At 34.8% G+C, this 19,859-nt stretch carries 9 protein-coding genes, 1 tRNA gene and 3 pseudogenes; 3 read left to right on the top strand and 10 right to left on the bottom strand.

Annotated elements, in window-relative coordinates:
* Positions 1-155: 155 nt before the first annotated feature.
* The 6 genes and pseudogenes from TERY_RS19995 to phnD all read right to left on the bottom strand — a co-directional run bounded on the left by TERY_RS19995 (position 156) and on the right by phnD (position 11,114).
* Positions 156-3,380, bottom strand: coding sequence for a DUF1574 family protein (locus tag TERY_RS19995; protein WP_011613494.1), 3,225 nt, complete (start codon positions 3,378-3,380; stop codon positions 156-158).
* A gap of 1,060 nt (positions 3,381-4,440) precedes the next feature.
* On the bottom strand, positions 4,441-5,178 hold the full coding sequence (locus TERY_RS19990; RefSeq protein ID WP_011613493.1) for a phycocyanobilin:ferredoxin oxidoreductase: 738 nt from the start codon (positions 5,176-5,178) through the stop codon (positions 4,441-4,443).
* Between the two features lie 1,267 nt (positions 5,179-6,445).
* Entirely contained in the window at positions 6,446-7,324 is an 879-nt protein-coding gene (locus TERY_RS19985; RefSeq protein WP_370497294.1) for a sensor histidine kinase, read from the bottom strand.
* A 69-nt stretch (positions 7,325-7,393) separates the two neighbouring features.
* A pseudogene (locus TERY_RS37505) lies at positions 7,394-7,768 on the bottom strand (response regulator); the annotation flags it as partial.
* A 143-nt stretch (positions 7,769-7,911) separates the two neighbouring features.
* Complete coding sequence (locus tag TERY_RS19980; RefSeq protein WP_011613491.1) at positions 7,912-10,164, bottom strand: ATP-binding protein; 2,253 nt, start codon at positions 10,162-10,164, stop codon at positions 7,912-7,914.
* Positions 10,161-11,114, bottom strand: coding sequence for a phosphate/phosphite/phosphonate ABC transporter substrate-binding protein (phnD, locus tag TERY_RS19975; protein ID WP_011613490.1), 954 nt, complete (start codon positions 11,112-11,114; stop codon positions 10,161-10,163). The genes TERY_RS19980 and phnD overlap by 4 nt, the downstream gene beginning before the upstream one ends.
* Before the next feature lie 1,611 nt (positions 11,115-12,725).
* Here phnD and TERY_RS19970 point away from each other — a divergent pair.
* From TERY_RS19970 to TERY_RS37500, 3 genes and pseudogenes are all read left to right on the top strand, one after another.
* Positions 12,726-13,001 carry a glutaredoxin family protein gene (locus TERY_RS19970; RefSeq protein ID WP_011613489.1) on the top strand — a complete coding sequence of 92 codons (276 nt, stop codon included), beginning with the start codon at positions 12,726-12,728 and terminating at the stop codon, positions 12,999-13,001.
* Positions 13,002-13,700: 699 nt separating this feature from the next.
* Entirely contained in the window at positions 13,701-15,200 is a 1,500-nt protein-coding gene (locus TERY_RS19965; RefSeq protein WP_044137866.1) for a UDP-N-acetylmuramoyl-L-alanyl-D-glutamate--2,6-diaminopimelate ligase, read from the top strand.
* Between the two features lie 472 nt (positions 15,201-15,672).
* A pseudogene (locus TERY_RS37500) lies at positions 15,673-15,784 on the top strand (IS5/IS1182 family transposase); the annotation flags it as partial.
* An 11-nt stretch (positions 15,785-15,795) separates the two neighbouring features.
* On the opposite strand, the gene TERY_RS19960 reads toward TERY_RS37500, so the two are convergent.
* The 4 genes and pseudogenes from TERY_RS19960 to modB all read right to left on the bottom strand — a co-directional run bounded on the left by TERY_RS19960 (position 15,796) and on the right by modB (position 19,648).
* A tRNA-Ser gene (locus TERY_RS19960) sits at positions 15,796-15,880 on the bottom strand.
* A 109-nt stretch (positions 15,881-15,989) separates the two neighbouring features.
* On the bottom strand, positions 15,990-16,922 hold the full coding sequence (locus tag TERY_RS19955; RefSeq protein WP_011613487.1) for a TIGR04168 family protein: 933 nt from the start codon (positions 16,920-16,922) through the stop codon (positions 15,990-15,992).
* A gap of 260 nt (positions 16,923-17,182) precedes the next feature.
* A pseudogene (gene tnpA, locus TERY_RS33650) lies at positions 17,183-17,434 on the bottom strand (IS200/IS605 family transposase); the annotation flags it as partial.
* Between the two features lie 327 nt (positions 17,435-17,761).
* Positions 17,762-19,648 carry a molybdate ABC transporter permease subunit gene (modB, locus tag TERY_RS19950; protein ID WP_011613486.1) on the bottom strand — a complete coding sequence of 629 codons (1,887 nt, stop codon included), beginning with the start codon at positions 19,646-19,648 and terminating at the stop codon, positions 17,762-17,764.
* Positions 19,649-19,859: the final 211 nt, after the last annotated feature.

Below are 19,859 nucleotides of genomic sequence, written 5' to 3'. Positions count from 1 at the left end.
ATTTTATGGTTTTTTTAAGTTGATAATATGTTATTAAAGTTTTTAACAACTTATCTATTTCCTAGGTTTCGATTTAAGCTATAGTTATAGCTAGTTTTTTAACCTTTATTTTTGATGCACAATAATTGTGAATCTATATCTATCATAGCATAAATTTAACGCTTTCGCCAAGGAATAATATGATCATCAGCTAATGTTTGAGAAACAGCGATCGCTCCGTAAAGATTTAGATGACTAGGGTCAGAAAAGTTGTCATAAGTTTCTGGCCATGCACTGCCTAAATCTCGAAATATAAAATTAGTATATTCCCCAGATAACTGTTGCATATATTCCTGAAATTCTTGTTCATAAACAGTTCGTACTTCATCCAAATATACTATAGTTAAAGGCATATTTACAAATACAAAATTAACCCCTATTGACTGAGTATATTGTAGTAATTTTTTGAGTGCAGTGGTTTGTTTTCCTCGTAATTGAAACTCAGCATAATCAGCATCGTAATCACCAGAAACTTTAGTATAATTTTGATAGTAACTTTCAGGTTTAAATTTAATAGAAATTGGCAGAAAACCATTTGCTTGAAATTGCTCTAACTCTAGGTTATGATCTTTTACTAAATCCTGGTTACCTTCCCCAGACAAAAAATCAAAATTTGTCGGATTCTTAATAATTGATACTATCAATCTTTTTAGGCGATCGCGCTGCTGATAAGTCACTGATATTTTCTTAACTTTTGACTCTAATTTTTTCAATATTTGCTTATATTTATTTAAATCATAATTAACTGATGAGTCTGATCTATTATTCCCAATAATAAACGAACCAGCATCTACTTGATCATAACCTTCAGAACCAGCAATAATATCAAAAGTTCTATCAACTCTACCACTATTTAGAGCCCGAACTCCATCAGCAAAAATAATTAATTTTGGCAATTGTTCTGGTGGTAAAACCTGACGTACAATCAAATCTACTACTTGAGCAGTTGCACCATTTACCCCAAAATTATAAATTCTGAAATTTGGATATCCTAAAGCTGCCAAACTTTCAGCAAGCACCGTGGGATCGACCCCTCTCAAAGCTCTAGAACTACCAACTATTAAAATATCTGGTATTTTTTTTTCTGCTTCTAAATATTGTTGATAACGAAGCAACTGTTCATCTAATTGCGGACTATTAAAACTAGGATAATTCATTAATCCTGAAGCTTGATTTTCATCTACAATTTCTTCTGATTGAGTTTGGCAATTTCGACCTTGACAAATATTTCCATACAGAGAAACATCTGGAACTTTCTTTAATATTTCATCTACTTTTAAATCAGTTTGAACCGTCAATAAAATTCCCAAAGCAGCATAAGAAATAGCAGCAAACCATTTACCATAACTGCGACTATTGTATGTTAATGAATTACTTATTTTTGTCAAATCTTCTTCATTAGGAATAAATAAACGCGAGCCAATAAGTAACTGCTGAATACCTGTCAACAGACGTCCTTTAAATAATGTGTACCCATGAAAATATAAAAGACTTGAGTCACTTTTTTCAGTCATTTTTGGTGCTAACTTGAGGAAAGCACGATCTGCTCTTTTACCCAACAAAAAATCCATTTCGGCAGTTGCAGCAAACTCTGGAGGTTTTTCAGAATATCGTCGATTTTTCGTAGTAAAATTAATACCGTAGCGCCATAAAGGTAATTTTTGACCAGCACGACGACCGTAAACCCTTACCCCACTAACTCCAGGAATTTGAAGTTGACGCAAAAAATTAGCAATGCATGGTCCTACTTGAGATTGAGATGGACTTGTAGGAGCTTCGCTCATAACATGCAATAATTCTTGCTTCGATAATATTAATACCCGGATACCACCTGTTTTAAGTCTTTGATCAAGGTTAGAATTAACTAATCTATTTAACAAAAAACTAATTGCTTCATAGTTTCCTTGACTTGCCAAAACCTCAGCACTAGCAGATAGATCTTGATTTTCTGATGCCGGTAAATTCAACCAGTCTATCCAGCGAGGAAATTCTTTCCTTTTGTAGTTACTTTCATTAACCGTACAACCGTATATGGTAGCAGCTTGAATACCTCTTGGTATAATTGTAGCTAATATAGAAGCGATCGCTGCTTTTGTTTTCTGTTGATCTGGATACTCTTGGCTGGAATTATTAGTACTAGTACAAAATAAATGTAAAGTTGATTCTTTGAGGATCCCTCGAATATCAACTCCCAGGGTAGCCAGCTTTTGTTTAAGCAAACGTTCAATTGCAGTTACATCCCCCCAACTCGCCCATTCTTGTAGCATCAGATCGGGTGGAGTTAGATCCACTCGCAACATCCAGTCAGGAGCCGTTTCACCTCGAACAAGTAGAGAAATTAAAGCTTCATGGAAATCTTTAAGTTTGAGGTCTCTTAGTTTTTGAGTAATTGGTTCAGCTAACAGAGATGGATCGGGACTATAAGTTGCTTCACAAGATACCCATAAGATTTTTTGAGTTTTTAACTTAAAATTTTTAGTAACATCCTCTAATTGTGAACTTGTTTCTGTTAATTTTTCCTTAAATTGTTTTTCTCTAACACTAACATTTACACAGACCCCTAACTCACCTAAAATTTCACTCAGATAACTAGCAATTGCATCTGGGTGACCATACTTAGCTAACCTTTTAGAAGAAACTGTTAAAGAAGAATTAATCAGATTAATATCTGATTCCTTGAGTTTATCTAGCTGCGTTTTTAACTTAGACTTTTCTGGTTCAGTACTAGAAAAAGTCTCTGAGTCGAATTTTGGAGATAAAAAGTTGAGATTATCTAATGTGTCATTAGACCCGACAAAATCCTGATCAGGAGCTAACAGCAATTCAGAGGCAACATCGCGATGGATATCCAGTTCAGAAGATTGTCCAACACCAATTTTTGTGAATTTTTCTTCAGGTAAACCTTCAGTGCCATGATAATTTTGTGAGTATTCTTGAGGAGTAGAAGCAGTAGAAGTAGATGTTGGATCGAAATTAGTTTCTGAATCATTAGATAAGATAGGAGAATTTAGTCTCCCACTTTGAGCCCTTACCTTATTACTATCAAGTTTTACTGTCCAGTCAGGTCGCCTACGTCCCAAAGTACGACCACACAGAAACGTCTGGTAAATCCGAGGTTGATTAGGAGGTAATAAAGATTCTATATTGATCTGACTCAGTGCCTGAGAAAACTGGGCAAGTGCAAAGCTCATTTCAGGACATTTTTCTGCTTCACAGAGAATATGTAGATGATTACCTCGCAATCTTACCTGTACTTGTACTTCTGGAAGTCCTAAAGCTTCCTTAGCCCAAATTCCCAGGGGGGAGCTATTTTCAGTTAATATTGTTTTATTCCCTTTCATCTTCTCTATTAGACCCGGAGATTTTCCTGAAACGAGGATTCTTAGTTTGTGTTCTGCACAACTGCACGTTTCATGTTCCAAGCCCGAAACATTAAGCCCACTTAATTAAATTAAATACCTTGTCTATACCTGAGTTAGTTCTCTTCCATAGTATTCATAGATTATAACGGGAACCTAAAAACAAATACGTAGAAGTCGCCAGGACGGTTAGAACATTCTCACTATTCTCAAATATAGTCCATGCTGCGAATGTACAGAAAAAAATTTCATTTGCTAACCTTTCACTAATTGTAGACATCCCTGTTATAACTTTACCAATTATCCTGAAATTTACGACTTTACAGGTTATACCTTGGTCATCCTTTTTACAAACAAGAATTTTGGAGTTTTACCTTCCCTATTAAGTTATACTAATTTCTGAAAATAATGCTATAATTTATTTATGACTTTAGGTAGAATTATAATAGAGTTGTTAAAATTTAAGCAAAAAAAAATCCCTTGAACCCTAAACTTATCTAGTTTAAGCGTGCTTTGAAGAATTAAAATACTCAAAACCATCAAGAGCAAACTTTTGAGCATTTTCAATTTTTCCACACCCAACAACTCAGGCTAAGTAGAGATCCCTGCTAGAACAATCTTTAGGGGAAAGGTAAGCTTTATTTTTGGAGAGTAATAGTTTTACTGTTCATTTTTTTAGTTTTTCTCCTCATAACATTAAAAACAGTTTTCCCTGGTGTTCAATATTGATTTAGTCATTTTCTAACACTACCTCCAGATTTAAACCCAGTACATAAAAATCTTTATAGATTTATTCAACAGACTCCAGGTAAGGTTCAGTAATAGAGTATGGGAATTAAGCCCCAAAAATGGCTAAAACAAAAAAAAGTCCAGCATTTAGGGTACTTTTGAGCATTAAAATTATGAAAATATTATTTAGTAAGCTTTTGAGCATTTTTAATTTTCCCACACCCAACAACTCTAATGTTTTCCAGCTCTAGATATTAAGATGTGTAGATATCTTTAGCCAATGAACCTTACTCCCATAATTGTTCTCTAATCATTAATTAGGACTATCAAATAATACAGTTGTTAAATAATAATCTGTCCATTCAGGCCCAAAAGCTTTTTCCAAGACTCGGCGGGTTTTATCATTTTGTCTCTGTTGAGTGCAATAATGGTGTTGAGCCTTGAGAATTTCAAGCTGTTGTTCTGGAGAAACAGGTTTTTGGGCGATCGCTTGTTGGCAATGTATTTCTAGGTAAGATTCTACTATTGATATAAATTTTTGTTCTTCCTCTAAACCAGTTGGTCGTATAAATAGACAAAACTCTGAAAATATTTCTCCCCATTGTGGTAGTTGCCGAGGATGAGCAAATTCTTTTATTGGTAAAGCTTGGAGTTGATAATTATAGACTTCTGGTAGTTTTCTATCTTGACTTTGAGGTGATATATCAACCACTGCTGCACTTATTTGGCCTCTTGCCCCTACTAAATCTGTACCAAATATAGGCAAAGGATAACTTATTCTGGGAAACATGACACAGTGCAAGATATCCAGCTTCGGGCCTATGGTTGCTAGTTCTAGATGTAGCTTGCGGAACTGAGCAGTTTGATAGCATTTGTTTTGAATTATGAGTTTTTCTCCTTCCAAACGTCCTTCTACATAACCTAGATCTGCAGGTAGATAATATGGTTCTAGGTTAAGGTATCGCTGCCAAACTGCCTCTATAGAATTTGCCAGTTGGCATACTAAGGGATTTTGTTGAATTCCTTGAGATGGAATTGATGTTTTTAACATTCTTGTTATGGGCTAGTTTATTGAGTTATTGTTATATTTACTTTTTGAGATTTGAGATAGTTACTTGAATTTTATTTATGTATTAGTACAATCCCAAAATTTTATCTCATTGAGAGAGCTAAAAGCAAAAAGTCTAAACTAATTGCTCCGTTACTTGCTTAGTCTCTAATATTATGATTTTGGTTTTGCAGTTGATGCCCTTAAAAACTGTCCAATTACATATATTAGTCAAGAATCAGTCACTTTTGACACCTCTAGTTTTATGGCCACATTAAGGATTGTCCAATAAATAGTAGGTCATCAGCTTATAGCTTCTTTCATAGATAATGACAATTGTTGAGTTTGTCAATTATTAATGTTATTGATTTTAATTTTCCTAAATACTAAATTATTACCAATATTTACTTTCAGTCAACTTTTTCTTATATGGTAAATCGAACTAAAATTTAACCTATATTTACAATATCAACAGGGATAAATAGTTACTAAGTAAAGTTTAATAACATTAATTTGCATAATTGATTAATAGTGATAGATTATAAATATGAAGAAGTAAATAGACTTCTTTAAAAGATGTACAAGAGTTCAAGCGATAACTTAAAGGAGGTAACAAACAAAACTGTTTAATCAATTGATCATCTCTCTGTTCAGACATCAACAGCTACTCCTTTGTCAGGGGCTAATATTTTCTCAAGATTTAATAATCTGGGAGTAAAAATTTCTTAGGTTTGTGTTTGAGTTTTACTCCATTTTTATGTAGTAATATAGAGGAAATAATTTAAGCAACTCAGGAGGCTATAACTCTGTTAAGTCAGATAAAACTTGTATCATTATCGTTAAATACTAAAAATCAACACCTATATCTAAAACTGAAACTTCTTTAAGTGGTAAAAAGGGAGCAATCCAACTAAAGTTAATAGCTTAGTAGATCTCCATAGATAATCTTAGATAGTAAAGAAGTCACTCAGGGAGTAAAGCTTAGGTGTTGATTTTTAATGGTTGATGAACTGACTGATAATCATTGCATGATCTAGATATAAGATAATGTCTTTCTCTTATTGTTATAAAGGCAGAGACGAGAAGATAGAAGGGCTTCTGCCAATCGTAACTAAATTTTTTAGATAATATAAATTATACACAATATAAATAATAAATATTCACCCTCTTATTGTTATAAAGGCAGAGACGAGAAGATAGAAGGGCTTCTGCCAATCGTAACTAAATTTTTTAGATAATATAAATTATACACAATATAAATAATAAATATTCACCCTTTCTTGTGCTTTAGGATCGTAGGCTGATGGATTGGGATTTGAATGAGAAATTTTGTTCCCTGTCCAGCTTTTGAAAAACATTTGAGTTGACCCTGATGTTTTTCTGTAATGATTTGATAGCTGATAGACAAACCCATACCTGTCCCTTTACCTATAGGTTTTGTTGTAAAGAATGGATCAAAAATATACTTTTTAATATTTTCTGGGATACCACAACCATTATCTGTGATAGTTATTTGTACTAATTCTGGGTCAATTACAGATGTACTAATTATGATTTGATTAGAACTAGGTCTATCCTGGGTTTGTTCGTATGCAAGGTTGGTATTGGCTTCTTCTAAGCTATCAATGGCATTTACCAGAATATTCATAAATACTTGGTTAATTTGGCCATAGGAGCATTCTACAAGAGGTAGTTTCTCATATTCTCGGATTATTTGAATCTCTATCCCTTGAGGTTGAACCTTAAAGCGATGTTGTAAAATCCTTAGGGTGCTCTCAATACCCTCATGAATATCAACGGGTTTGAATTCAGCTTTATCTGTACGAGAAAAATTTCGCAGCGACAATACTATTTCTCGGATACGTTCAGCACCTATTTTCATAGACGCGAGGGTTTGAAGTACATCTGAGCGGATAAACTCTAAGTTTATATCTTCAGCTTGCGTTTTAATTTCATCAATAGGATTTGGGTAGTTTTTTTCATAGAGCTTTAGAAAATCCAAGAATATTGTAGTATATTCCTCCATATAATTGAGATTAGCATAAATAAAGTTAAGAGGGTTATTAATTTCATGGGCAACTCCTGCAACTAAGCGTCCTAGAGCTGCCATTTTTTCTGATTGGATTAACTGTGATTGTGACTCCTTCACCTGCTCTAAAGCTTGCTCTAGTTCTACTGTACGTTCGGCTACTTTCTGTTCTAAGTTTTCAGTAAGGTGGTACAACTTTAACTGTGTTTTCACACGGGCAATTAATTCTGCTTCTTGAAATGGCTTAGTCACATAATCAACTGCTCCTAAACTAAGTCCCTTAACTTTATCAATACAATCACTAAGAGCAGTCATAAAAATTATGGGTATATTTTTAGTGATGTTACAAGCTTTGAAACGGCGACAAGTTTCAAAACCATCAATACCAGGCATCATTACATCAAGAAGAATCAAGCTGGGTAAACTTAATTTTGCTTGAGTAATAGCTAATTCACCATCTGTGGCGATAGCCACTTCAAAGTCAGCATCACTTAAAGCTTCTGAAAGAACTGCTAAGTTTGCAGGAGTATCATCTACTACTAAAATTAAATCTGAATGGTCCATAATTTATCAGTTTAAATATTATTATTATATGATGTATAACTTGATCAAAAAATATAACTGTTTCTCAGTATAAAGCTGAAAAGGTTCATTTCATAACTGCCTCAATTTCCACTTGTTAGGAAAAGTTGCATCCAGTTGAGCCCTTAATTATTTGATTTTTCTAAAGATTCTTGAATAAAGATTGTAATTTTTTTAATTTCAAAATCTTTAGCTTGCTGAACAATATGATCGACAAAAGCCCCATATTCTTGGTTCTCTTTTTCTAACTCTTGAGCTACTGCTACTAACTTTTTCAATCTACCTTGTTGAGCAAGTTGAAATAAGTCTTCTAGAACTACTAGTGGGGGTAATACATCTACAGCAGTAGTTTTTTGCTTCCTGCTATTTTGTTGATGTTGCAAATCACTAGAACCAGGAGTAAGAATAGATTCATATTTCCAAGTAATCTGTAAGTGTTCTTGTAGTAGCTTAAATAATTCATCTGATCCAACAGGTTTTTCTAGAAAACCATCCCCACCAGCATCCAAACTCTTCTGTCTAACTGTTGATATAACTGATGCAGAAGAGACAATTACCGGAATTGGCTTAAGTATTTCCGATGTTCTAATGTGCTTCATAAACTCATATCCATCCATTACTGGCATCATCAAATCAGTAATAATTAAGTTAGGTCGAAATTTATTAGCCTTATTCAAACCATCTTCCCCGTTTTCTGCTTCAATAACATTAAATTTGAGCGGTTCGAGTAAGTTAACAATTACCGAGCGGTTTTCCCACTTATTATCGACAACTAACAAAGTTTGTAAATCCCCTTCATAACCAATTAATTGCTTTTTAGTGTCAGTGATAACCTGATCTTGCCACTCTAGTGCTAAGGGAAAATCAATCTCAAAAGTAAAAGTACTGCCGACTCCTAACTCACTTTTCACTTGAATATTGCTACCCATAAGACTGAGAATATTATCAGTAATAGTAAGTCCTAATCCAGTCCCTTCAGAGTGTCGTTTACCCTCACCAACCTGTTCAAAGGGTTGGAAAATTTTTTCTAAAGAATCTGGACTTATGCCAATACCTGTATCTTTAATCTGAAAACTGAGTCTGACATTATCTTGAGGTATTTGAGCTTTATCTTTTTTTTGTTCTGCCATAGAATCAATAATTCTTACCTTAAATGTCACTTGACCCTTTTCAGTAAACTTAGCAGCATTTCCTAGTAAATTAATCAATACCTGACGCAATCTTTTAGGATCGGTTACAATGCCTTCGGGTAAATTCGCATCTGGTAGGTAAACAAAATCAACGCCTTTTTTTTCTGTCCGAATACAAATAATTTCCCCAATTCCTTGAAGAAAAGATGGTAGATGAATCGCTTGGGGTTGCAATTCTAGTTTACGGGCTTCAATTTTAGAGATATCCAGGATATCATTAATCAGAGTGAGTAGGTGAGAACCACATTGATGAATGATATCAATCCCTTTTTTTTCTTTTTCTCCCCAGGCTTCCGAACGACTCAGGATTTCAGTGTAACCCAGAATCCCGTTGAGAGGGGTACGGAGTTCATGGCTCATATTAGCTAAAAATTCACTTTTTGCCTTATTGGCTGCATCTGCAACTTGTCGCTTCTGTTCTAAAAAATCTAAAGAATAGTAAGAATTAGCTAATTTAACTGCCATTTGGTTAAATTGTTGAGCTATTTGCTGGATTTCATCACCAGTCTGAATATCCAAATGATAATTTAAAGTACCGATATCTAATTTGGTGGCGGCAGTTTTCAGGGTTTGAATTGAACGAATTACTGGTAACAATGTTAGGTAAAACTCACCAATAAAAATCAGTAAAACTACCAAAATTAAACAGTAGGTTAAAATAGCTGCATTTTGCTTAAATTGGATCGCAAATTGTTGGCTCTGGTCATTTTTTACCCTGACTTCCTCCAACAAGAAGCTGAGAAACAGCCGAATATCACCCCCAAATGACTTGATCGCTTTGATATCTTGCTTGATACTAGAAGTAGAATAATCTTGATTGTTTATAATCTCATTAGCTAGGCGTACAAGAAGTTGATAACGGCGGCCTACCACTTCGGTTTTTTGAGATTCTGGTATTAGCTCTTTTATCTTTTCCAAACTAGCCAAAAACTTTAATTTCTCTTGCTGATAGCTATTCAGATAAAAAACACCACGATTAAACAAAAGATAGTCTTTCAGGAAGGAAGTTTGTGTTTCTAGAGAAAGCATAAGTGCATGAGTTATATAAACTGCTTGATTAGTATGATTGCGGGCTTTCTCTATGGATTTTTCTGTCCTTCCAATCAAAAGTCTACTAACTCCGAGTAAAGAAGTTACTAATCCCAAAGAAATTGATGTCGAAAGGATAAATTTAGTTAGAATCTTCATTTTTCCGCCACTTTTGTATACTTGAGACGGGTATAGATTTGTCGTATCTCCTCAAAGTCTGCGTCCTGACCCAAAGTATAACCATTAGATTCAGTACCACTTACATCTACAACACCTATGGGAGCATCGATCAAGATTTCTTGCAATTGAACGATCATTTGGGGTGTAAACTTCTTCGCATTGATAACTATGGGAGGTGCAGGTATAGGGTTTGACTCCCAGATAATTTTGTAATTAGCATCTAGTTTTCCTGATTTTTGACTCCGCAGGAAAGAGGCTTTATCGTTAGTGACTGCATCTACAACACCATCTACTAAATCTTGTGTTGCTTTATCGTGACTGCCAGAGTAACGAATTTTAGAAAAGTCTCTTGTAGGATTTATACCTGCAGTTTCCAAACCATTCATGGGTATGAGGAAACCAGAAGTAGAAGATGGACTAACAAAAGCAAAACGTTTACCTTTTAAATCTTCCAGAGTTTTAATATTTTTGGTAGTATTAGCAATAATTACACTAGTATACCAAGGTCGGCCACTAATTCTGTTTATGGGCATAACTAAGGGTCTAATATTGGGATTACGTTCTTTAGCTTTGATATAGGTAAGAGCTGCCAAATATGCCATATCTACCTCTTCTTTAACAATCAAATCCACTGCTTCTGCGTAATTTTTCGTGATTTGGAAATTAACTGGGCGTTTGAGAAGAGTTTCTAGATGTTCAGCTAAAGGTTGTAATTTTTCTTGCTGCCCTTCGGGACTTTGCCAAGGCAGCACTGCTACCTGTAAAGGCTCGCTAGAATAGAGATTAGTGGGATTCTGTGGGTCTGGTTCAGGTAATAGCGGAGGTAAAATTGAAGTACAACTAACAGTGATTGTACTGATAGATAAGAGTAAGTAAAAAAAGAGCGAATATCTGAAAAAAGGATGATTTGGCCATAAATTCAACTTCATATATTATTAAACCTCTTTTAATAATGGAAAAGTTTGTGAGGAACTAAGTCTTTTAAATTAAGACATTTATGAATGCATTATACCAAATCAATTTTAGTAAGAGGGTATTTAAAAAAATTACAACCTTTGCCATAGATAAGATTTTGTGTTACAATCTTTATATTATCTATTTAAAGTAGTTTTAGTTATTAATTACTAAGTATAATGCAGTGTTCAGTATTAAGATTAAAATACTGAAGTTTATTTTTTTTCCGAATCTTAAAAAGTAGGCTTGAGACCTTGTTTTTTTTGGTCAAAATATCATTTTTGGTAATTTGAGTAGAATGATAAAATTAGTGATAATTTAGCCAAAGTTGGATTTTAATTCGGTATTTTTAAGCTAAACCTAATATTCTTGACCAAGCTAGTTTGAATTGCTAAACTACTGCTGTATTATGAAATTAAGTTAAATATTAAAAATAAGGTCTTAGAGAAAACGAAAATAATAAGTTAATTACTTCTAAATTTAAGTGGCTCCCAGCTCTTCGTTGAGGGAATGCTCCGCCAAAAGCAAATATAATTAAAGTAAAGAAATTTAAGAGTAACGGTTTCTAACTAGATTTGAAAAATCTGTAGTTATTTGAATCTTTGGGTGGGGTCAATGGGAATATATTTTACCCTTGCTCTTGTTGTTCATACCTATTTACTATTACTATGTAGGATTTGAAAAATTGTTGGTAGGTCTATTATATAAGATGCTTGAGTACTGAACTTGATTACTATTTCAAAGATAAACAGGTGAAGGAGTCTTAGAAAAAATGGAAAATCTAATAGATAATTGCAAAGATATATTCAGGAAGAGTAAATACCCAAAACTTAGGCGGTATAGCTACATAAGGTTTGTTTTTGGTAATTATTTGAGATGTTTATACTACAACTAGTGCCTTTGGGGATATTGTTGATACTTTGAATAAAAAATAAGTAAATTTTTAGCACAAATAGCTATAGTAGTTACATCTATACCTTGGATACATAATCTCAGCAAGCTAAGAAGTATATTTGAGGGTTTTTTAATTGGGAGGGATGTTCAATATGTCTTTTTTGACTATGGCGATCGCTTCTTTTCTAGAAAAAACTGGAGTGATAACTAATTTTTTTATGGTTAAAAAAACAAGGACGTGACTAGGGAGTTTCCCAACTAAGGATTTTTTTATATGATGACTCAGACAGTTTCTGCATTTTATCGGAAGATTCAATAAATGGAAAAAGTATGAATTTAAAATAAGGATTATATAATAGAGTTGTTTGGTGTGGGAAAATTAAAGAGCCTCAAAAGCTTACTCTATAAGCTTTTCATTATTTTAATACTCAATCTTCATGCTTAAACCTAGATTGATTTTGGGTTTTAGCCATTTTTTGTGGGTTAATTCTCAACAACTCTGGTAATTAAATAAATATAACAGAGTTGCTTGATGTGAGAAAATTAAAAATGCTCAAAAGTTTACTCTTGATGGTTTTGAGTATTTTAATTCTTCAAAGCATGCTTAAACATGAACTTGTTTTGGGTTTTAGCCATTTTTTTTGTTTAATTCCCAACAACTCTAATAGATTTTTCAAAATTTTTAGTAAATTATGAACCTGATACTATACAGCAAACCAGGCTGTCACCTTTGTGAAGGACTTCAAGAAAAACTTGAAGAAATACTGAAAGACCCCGAAAACCCCTGTCAATTTAAGCTAGAGGTTAGAGATATTACCACCCGTGATGACTGGTTTCAAGCTTATCAATATGAAGTACCTGTACTTTGTGTATCTCAGACAGATACAACAACTGAAAAGCTTATACCACGTCCCTCTCCTCGAATGCCGGTGAGAAAATTGCAACAAATGTTACAAAAATATTTGTAATTTTTTGCTATGGATGACAAAAAATCTTAATGATTATTCAGGGTCATTTGTTGAATAAATCAAAAGTTTAATATCAAGAAAGTGTAATATCAAGTCTGATTAATTAGCTACAATAGAGTTGTTGGGAATTAAGCCCCAAAAATGGCTAAAACTTAAAACAAGTAAGTTTAGGTTTAAAGGTGTTTTTCAGAATTTTAATCATGAAAAATTTACCCTATAAATTTTTGAATACTTTTAACTTTCCCATAGGAAACAACTCTAATAAAAATATTTTTCTTACATCAATTGCTCCCAGTTCCCAATTGGCTAAAATTTTTCCACAGACGGTGGGGTGGGTATTCAAAGAGATATGATATAAATGGTAGATATTTGAAGCAGTTAGCACTCAGTAAACGGAAGTCATGTATTGGAAATTCTTAAGTCATGCATTAAGATCTCACAAGTTTATAACTTTGATTTGACAGTAACTTTAGAAAATTATTTGAGCTTTTCAAGTGAGACACTATTTGTGATATCTTTAAAGTGAATTGGTATGACTACAAAAACTATTGGAGTTCCTAATATGAAATTGAGAGAATTATTAGCAAAAGTTTCAAGTATTTCACTGACTAATAATTACCAAGCTTTAGAAACAGAAATCAAATTGTGATATCTTTAAGGTGAATTGGTATGACTACAAAAACTATTGGAGTTCCTAATATGAAATTGAGAGAATTATTAGCAAAAGTTTCAAGTATTTCACTGACTAATAATTACCAAGCTTTAGAAACAGAAATCAAAGGTTTGGCGACAAATTCACATGCTTGTCAAACAGGGGATTTATTTTTAGGAATGCCAGGCACCCGTGTTGATGGGGGAGATTTCTGGAAAAGTGCGATCGCTAATGGCGCAGTGGGAGCTATAGTTTCAGTCTCGGCAGCAACAAAACATCCAGCTAAAAATGAGTGTGTTATTCCAGTTGCGGATATGAGCCAAACCTGCCCAGAAATTGCTGCTGCTTTCTATGACTACCCTGGGCAAAAAATGAAAATGGTTGGCATCACTGGTACTAATGGCAAAACGACTACTACTCATTTAGTCGAATTTATCTTGAATAATGCTCAACTACCTACCGCTTTATTTGGTACTCTTTATATGCGTTGGCCAGGATTTCAAAAAACGGCAGCTTACACCACATCTTTCCCAGTGGAATTACAAAATCAACTAGCACAAGCATTAGCAGCAGGGAGTAAATATGGAATCATGGAAGTTAGTTCCCATTCTCTAGATCAAAAACGAGTTTGGGGTTGTACTTATGAGGTGGCGGTATTTACAAATTTGACGCAAGACCATTTGGACTATCACAAAGATATGGATGATTACTTTGAAGCTAAAGCACGGCTTTTTAGTTCTGACTATCTCAAGGGTCGGGCGATAGTTAATGCTGATGATCCTTATGGCCAAAAGTTAATTGCCAGACTAGAGTCAGAAAAGGTTTGGAGTTATAGCACGAGTGATACTTCTACAGATTTATGGGCATCAGATTTGGAATATAAGCCGACAGGAGTTAAGGGGATGCTGCATACTCCCAAGGGGGAGATGATTTTTAGTTTGCCATTGGTAGGGCAGTACAATTTATCTAATATGTTGGCTGCGGTAGGGACGACGTTGCATTTAGGTTTAGATTTGTCAATGGTGGTTACTCAGTTATCAGATTTTCCGGGAGTACCTGGTCGTATGGAAAGGGTACAGGTTACTGAGGGCCAGGATGTAAGTGTAATTGTTGATTATGCTCATACTCCTGATAGTTTAGAGAATTTGTTAAAGGCAGCCCGACCTTTTATTCCTGGTCGCATGATTTGTGTGTTTGGTTGTGGAGGCGATCGTGATCGTACTAAGCGACCCAAAATGGGTAAAATTGCTGCTGAGTTATCAGATTTAGCTGTGGTGAGTTCTGATAACCCTCGCACTGAAGATCCCGAAAGAATTTTACAGGATATATTGGAGGGAATATCCCCAGAAGTTAAGCCTTTGGTTATCAGCGATCGCGCTGAAGCTATTCGTACTGCTATTATGGAAGCTCAGTCTGGAGATGGGGTATTAATAGCTGGAAAAGGTCACGAAGATTATCAAATTCTCGGTACAGAAAAAATTCATTTTGATGACCGAGAGCAGGCAAGAAATACTTTGAGAGATAAGTATGGTTTAAGTCAAAAATAAATTAAAGGAGTCTATCCCACTGATAAGAATTTTCAGGGGACTTGACAGTTAAATGAAAATTTACTCAGGTTATTTGCTTTGTTGCACTGCGGATGCCCATAGTGTAAAAATGACAGTACATGGCATAAAAGTAAATATAAGTAAGTTTAAGTCCAAGTCTAAGTCCAAATCAAAGTCCAAGTAAGGTCTTAGTAACTGGTCGGAGTATCATACTTCCTTAAAACAAAGAGGTACTTTGATATATGGGCTCACCCTATAAGGTAATAAAGCAGTGGGAGTGGGTCAATCAAAAGAAGATTAGATCTCGAAGAGCATTCGAGTTGTTTATTTGGACTCCCAGGACGACAAAAACAAAGATTTATAGAATCTATCTTTCACTTGATGGGATTAGATTTACCTGAGCATGAAATAGGACTGATATCCCTTAGAGTCCCCGAAATTAAATATAGTGATACCAGTTATGCCAATAACAGAAGGGATTCATTTGATAGTAGATTCTACAGGGATCAAAATTTACGGTGAAGAAGAATGGAAAACCAGGATTCATCGGTTTTGGTAAACCTAGAACATGGGGTAAATTACATCATAAAAAAAACGGAGAGGGTGGGATTCGAACCCACGGAGACTCTCGCCTCACTCGATTTCAAGTCGAGCGCATTCGACCACTCTGCCACCTCTCCTCAATCAGCCAAAAATTAAAGCCATAAAGCTAAAGATAGCCAAAAATAAATTATATAGAATTTTTGACCAAATAAGCTTGGACATTCATAATATTTTGACTAATATTTATTATAGCACTTGTGCAGGATCAAAAACAGATTTTGCTGGGTAATATAAAATTTTTTCAGAAATTACTGTCAAGTCATGGCCAACCCAAACCAAAGCTACTTGAGAAACAACACCTGCTTCTATAGATACAATTGAGAAATTTCGTCTTTTGTGGCCTTCATTATCAATAATCCGTGGTACACTTGCTGCATTCAAATACAAAGTCCCTTCAGCATCCAGATCAACACACTTACGTAACTGCTTATCAGTATGGCGTAATTTATGGTGCATGTGACCAAAGGCAACCAGAGGAATGTTTTTACCCAACTTACGGGATTCTATTATTGCATCAGTAAAGTCTGGATCGCCAAAATCCCCACCGATAGGTTTCCAATCACGACCCACCGGATCTTCGGGAGCATTTCCTAAACCAGTTGGACCATTATGGCCAAGAAAAATCACATTTTCATGGAGGGCACTTTCTATGGCTTTTAGCATTAAGTCAGTAGATTCCTCAAAACTATTAACTCCAAACCGTTTTTGATAAAAATCTTGATATTTCCATTTTGGACCTCCCCAACTAAAAGGGCGAGTCCCCACTACTGTCAGGTTGAAATCTGGAAAGTCCAATTTACTATAACCTACATGGGCTTCTCCAAATAAATCTATTTGCTCTTGAACCCTATCTTCTTGAGTTAGGTCATAAGGACATTTTTCTCTACCCCAAGAAGTTGCAGTATACCAGGCGTCGTGATTACCGAAAACAGCTGCTTTAGGTATGTCAAGAGCAGCAATTTCCCTGACAATTTCTACTGCTTCATTACCAAAGTCTCCGACAAATAGTACTAAATCAACTCCCAGATATTTGAGGGCTATTTCATCTTCAGGTTCCCATTGATTGTGAATATCTCCGACAACGGCAATTCTTATCAATTTTTCTTTGTCTTCTGTCATATTTACTGTTTTTTGTCAAAACAATTTGATTTTAGTCAGTTTTTCCTTAAATAATCTTAACAACAATTTTGATGCGTCCAGAGGTTAAAATACTCTGGATTTTAAGCAAATGTGATGGCCACGGGCTCAAGCTACGAAACACACTGTTGACGATATTTTTTAGCTAAATTGTGGAGAAGCCTCATACCATAATCTTTGATTTGGTTTGAAATAAATCGACGGCCAATTAATGGGGGTTGATGTCCTGTGTATTGACAATATTATTCTGGTTTTTTTTGATTCTTAATGTACTTTTTCAAAGTATAAATTGTTACTTCGCCACAAGAAGCAATAAAATAAGAACTTTTCCCAAGAACATCTTTCCAGTAAATATTGTTAATTTGTTTTACGAATTCTTTCCTTCGTTTTCTGCTTCTCGACGTTTTAATGTTATTAACTAGCCTGCTTAATGTAACGTTTGGATGATACTTAAACCAAATATGGACGTGGTTTTCTTCCCTATTAAACTCTACTAATTTACATTCCTATTTAATTAATAATTGTCCCAAAGTTTCATTTAAGCGAGCCAGTATTATTGAAAGTGTTAAAGGAAAGTTTGGTTGATTTTATACCAGAACTTTTCCCCTAGAAAAATAACGAAAACCTTAATGGGAAAAACTTTGATCTAGTTCCTATCGTTGTTCGGCATGGGTACAAACTTGCCTGTGATATCAGAATTTACAAGTTTACCCATAGTGACAAAAAAATTAGATCAATAGCTTTTTCTGTCTTGGTCCGGGGAAAAAATATTCGTGCTTTAGTATTTCATAGCCGATGCTTCAGGAATTTGATTTGACGTTTTACCAGAACAATTTCTGGGAAGACTTCAATGTACCAGTTAACATATGATTTCGATAGGTATCTTCTAGTAACAATAAACGGAAAGGGTGCAGACAAACCTGCCAAGGAAAAGGATTATTTTTAATTTGATACCATTTTTCCTTGAATACTTCTGCTTGCAAATGATAGTCAAAAGAATTTAGTGCAGGTTGATATAATTTCAAATATAAAGTCATCCGATGCTGAGTTTCACTGGTTGCTGCTAACCAACAGGGGAAAGTATTCGGTTGGTTTGCTTCCTCCATAAAAGTAATCTGGTGAGCACGAATACCAACGTGAGAGAAATACTCTGGAATGGGTTCGGCGACCTCAAGACTACATCCCCATTCAACAGCTTCAATTTTATGATCGTCTATAATTAAGACTTGAGAAAAGTTCTTACAACCAGTTAATTGAGCAACTCTCACACTGGTAGAATATTCAAAAATGTCTTGTTTGAGGCCATGAGTAAGAATAAGTCCATCATCAACTACTAATAGATGTTGGCAAATGCGATAAGCTTCCTCTAAGTTGTGAGTTACTAGTAAAGTTACTCCTTGATAATTTTCTAGGGTGCTAAGAACTAATGTTTCAATTTGATGTCTTAGGTGGGTATCTAATGCGGAAAAAGCTTCATCTAATAATAAAGCTTCTGGTTGACTTGCTAATGCTCGTGCTAAAGCTACCCTTTGTTGCTGACCTCCGGAAAGTTCTCCAGGATATCGTTTTTCATATCCTGGTAACTGCACTGCTAAAAGATGGGTTTGTACTTTTTGTTGAATATCACTTGATGACAAACCTTTGGGCAAACCAAAAGCAATATTTTCAGCTACAGTTAGATGGGGAAAGAGAGCGTAGTTTTGAAATAGATAACCAACATGGCGATCGCGACTAGGTAAATCAATTTTCAGTTTTGCATCGAATAATACTCGCCCATTTAAAACTATGCGTCCTTGAGTGGGATTTTCTAAGCCAGCAATGCAACGCAGAATCATACTTTTGCCAGCACCAGAACCTCCTAATAACCCCACTGGTTTGTTATTAGCGCTGAAAGCAACATCTAACATGAATCCGTGAAGTTGCTTTTGAATATCTACAAATAGACTTTGTGACTGGCTGCGGGAGTTGAGTAGAAAAGGTTGAGGTTGAACTTGAGTTATAGAGCGCACATCAATAATTTGCTTTTCTGTTTTTTGTACTATGCGCTTTTTGATTTGAGATTCTGACCAAAAGTTGACACCAGTTATCACCCCAAGAGATATGGCTAAAATGACTAACACCCAAATAAGTGCTTCTTTCATATTTCCACCTTCAGAAGCAAAGAAAATAGCGATGGGAATAGTTTCAGTTTTGCCGGGAATGCTTCCTGCTAGCATTAAAGTTGCCCCAAACTCCCCCAGGGATCTAGCAAAAGCTAATAATGCTCCGGCAATTATTCCTGGTTTTGCTAAAGGTAACAAAATTCGCCAAAATACTCGCCATTCTGAAGCTCCTAAAGTTCTGGCACAAGCAAGCAAACTGGTATCAATTTGATTAAAAGCTGCTAGTGATGTTTTGTACATTAGGGGAAATGAGACTACTGTAGCTGCTATTACGGTGGCAGGCCAAGTAAAAATTAATGTTATCCCCATTGAGGAGAGTAAATGACCAACAGGACCGTTTCTACCTAGCAATAATAGTAAGAGAAAACCTGTGACGGTTGGAGGCAATACTAGAGGGGATGTTAATATAGCATCAATTAGTCCTTTGTTTTTACCACGATATCCTAGCATCCAACGTGCTGTAGCAATGCCGAGAAAAAAGGTGATTATTGTAGTTACTGTTGCAGTTTTTAGGGAAATCCAAGCAGGGGAGAGGTCTAAGTTCATTATTATTATTTTTAATAAAGGGTAGTTTTTAAGTGTGATAAACAACCCTTGGTTGATGTTTCCTGTGTATTAATTTTCTGGAAAAATGAAAATATTTGATGTCAATAAATTTTATCAAGGTAGTTATTTTGATACTGGTGCATTGCAATTATTTCCGTAATAGTTTTAGTCTTCATCTGGAGTTACTTTCTACAACTAGGTTTATTTTCTA

This window comes from Trichodesmium erythraeum IMS101 (genome assembly GCF_000014265.1).
Classification (GTDB): Bacteria; Cyanobacteriota; Cyanobacteriia; order Cyanobacteriales; family Microcoleaceae; genus Trichodesmium; species Trichodesmium erythraeum.
Note: the sequence above shows the minus strand (reverse complement) of the source record. Positions and strands in the feature narration are given on the sequence as shown.

Coding starts and splice junctions, on each gene's coding strand:
- phnD (WP_011613490.1), bottom strand. CDS start 11,114: ATGAAGTTGAATTTATGGCCAAATCATCCTTTTTTCAGATATTCGCTC.
- TERY_RS19965 (WP_044137866.1), top strand. CDS start 13,701: ATGAAATTGAGAGAATTATTAGCAAAAGTTTCAAGTATTTCACTGACT.
- TERY_RS19995 (WP_011613494.1), bottom strand. CDS start 3,380: ATGAAAGGGAATAAAACAATATTAACTGAAAATAGCTCCCCCCTGGGA.
- TERY_RS19980 (WP_011613491.1), bottom strand. CDS start 10,164: ATGAAGATTCTAACTAAATTTATCCTTTCGACATCAATTTCTTTGGGA.
- TERY_RS19990 (WP_011613493.1), bottom strand. CDS start 5,178: ATGTTAAAAACATCAATTCCATCTCAAGGAATTCAACAAAATCCCTTA.
- TERY_RS19970 (WP_011613489.1), top strand. CDS start 12,726: ATGAACCTGATACTATACAGCAAACCAGGCTGTCACCTTTGTGAAGGA.
- modB (WP_011613486.1), bottom strand. CDS start 19,648: ATGAACTTAGACCTCTCCCCTGCTTGGATTTCCCTAAAAACTGCAACA.
- TERY_RS19955 (WP_011613487.1), bottom strand. CDS start 16,922: ATGACAGAAGACAAAGAAAAATTGATAAGAATTGCCGTTGTCGGAGAT.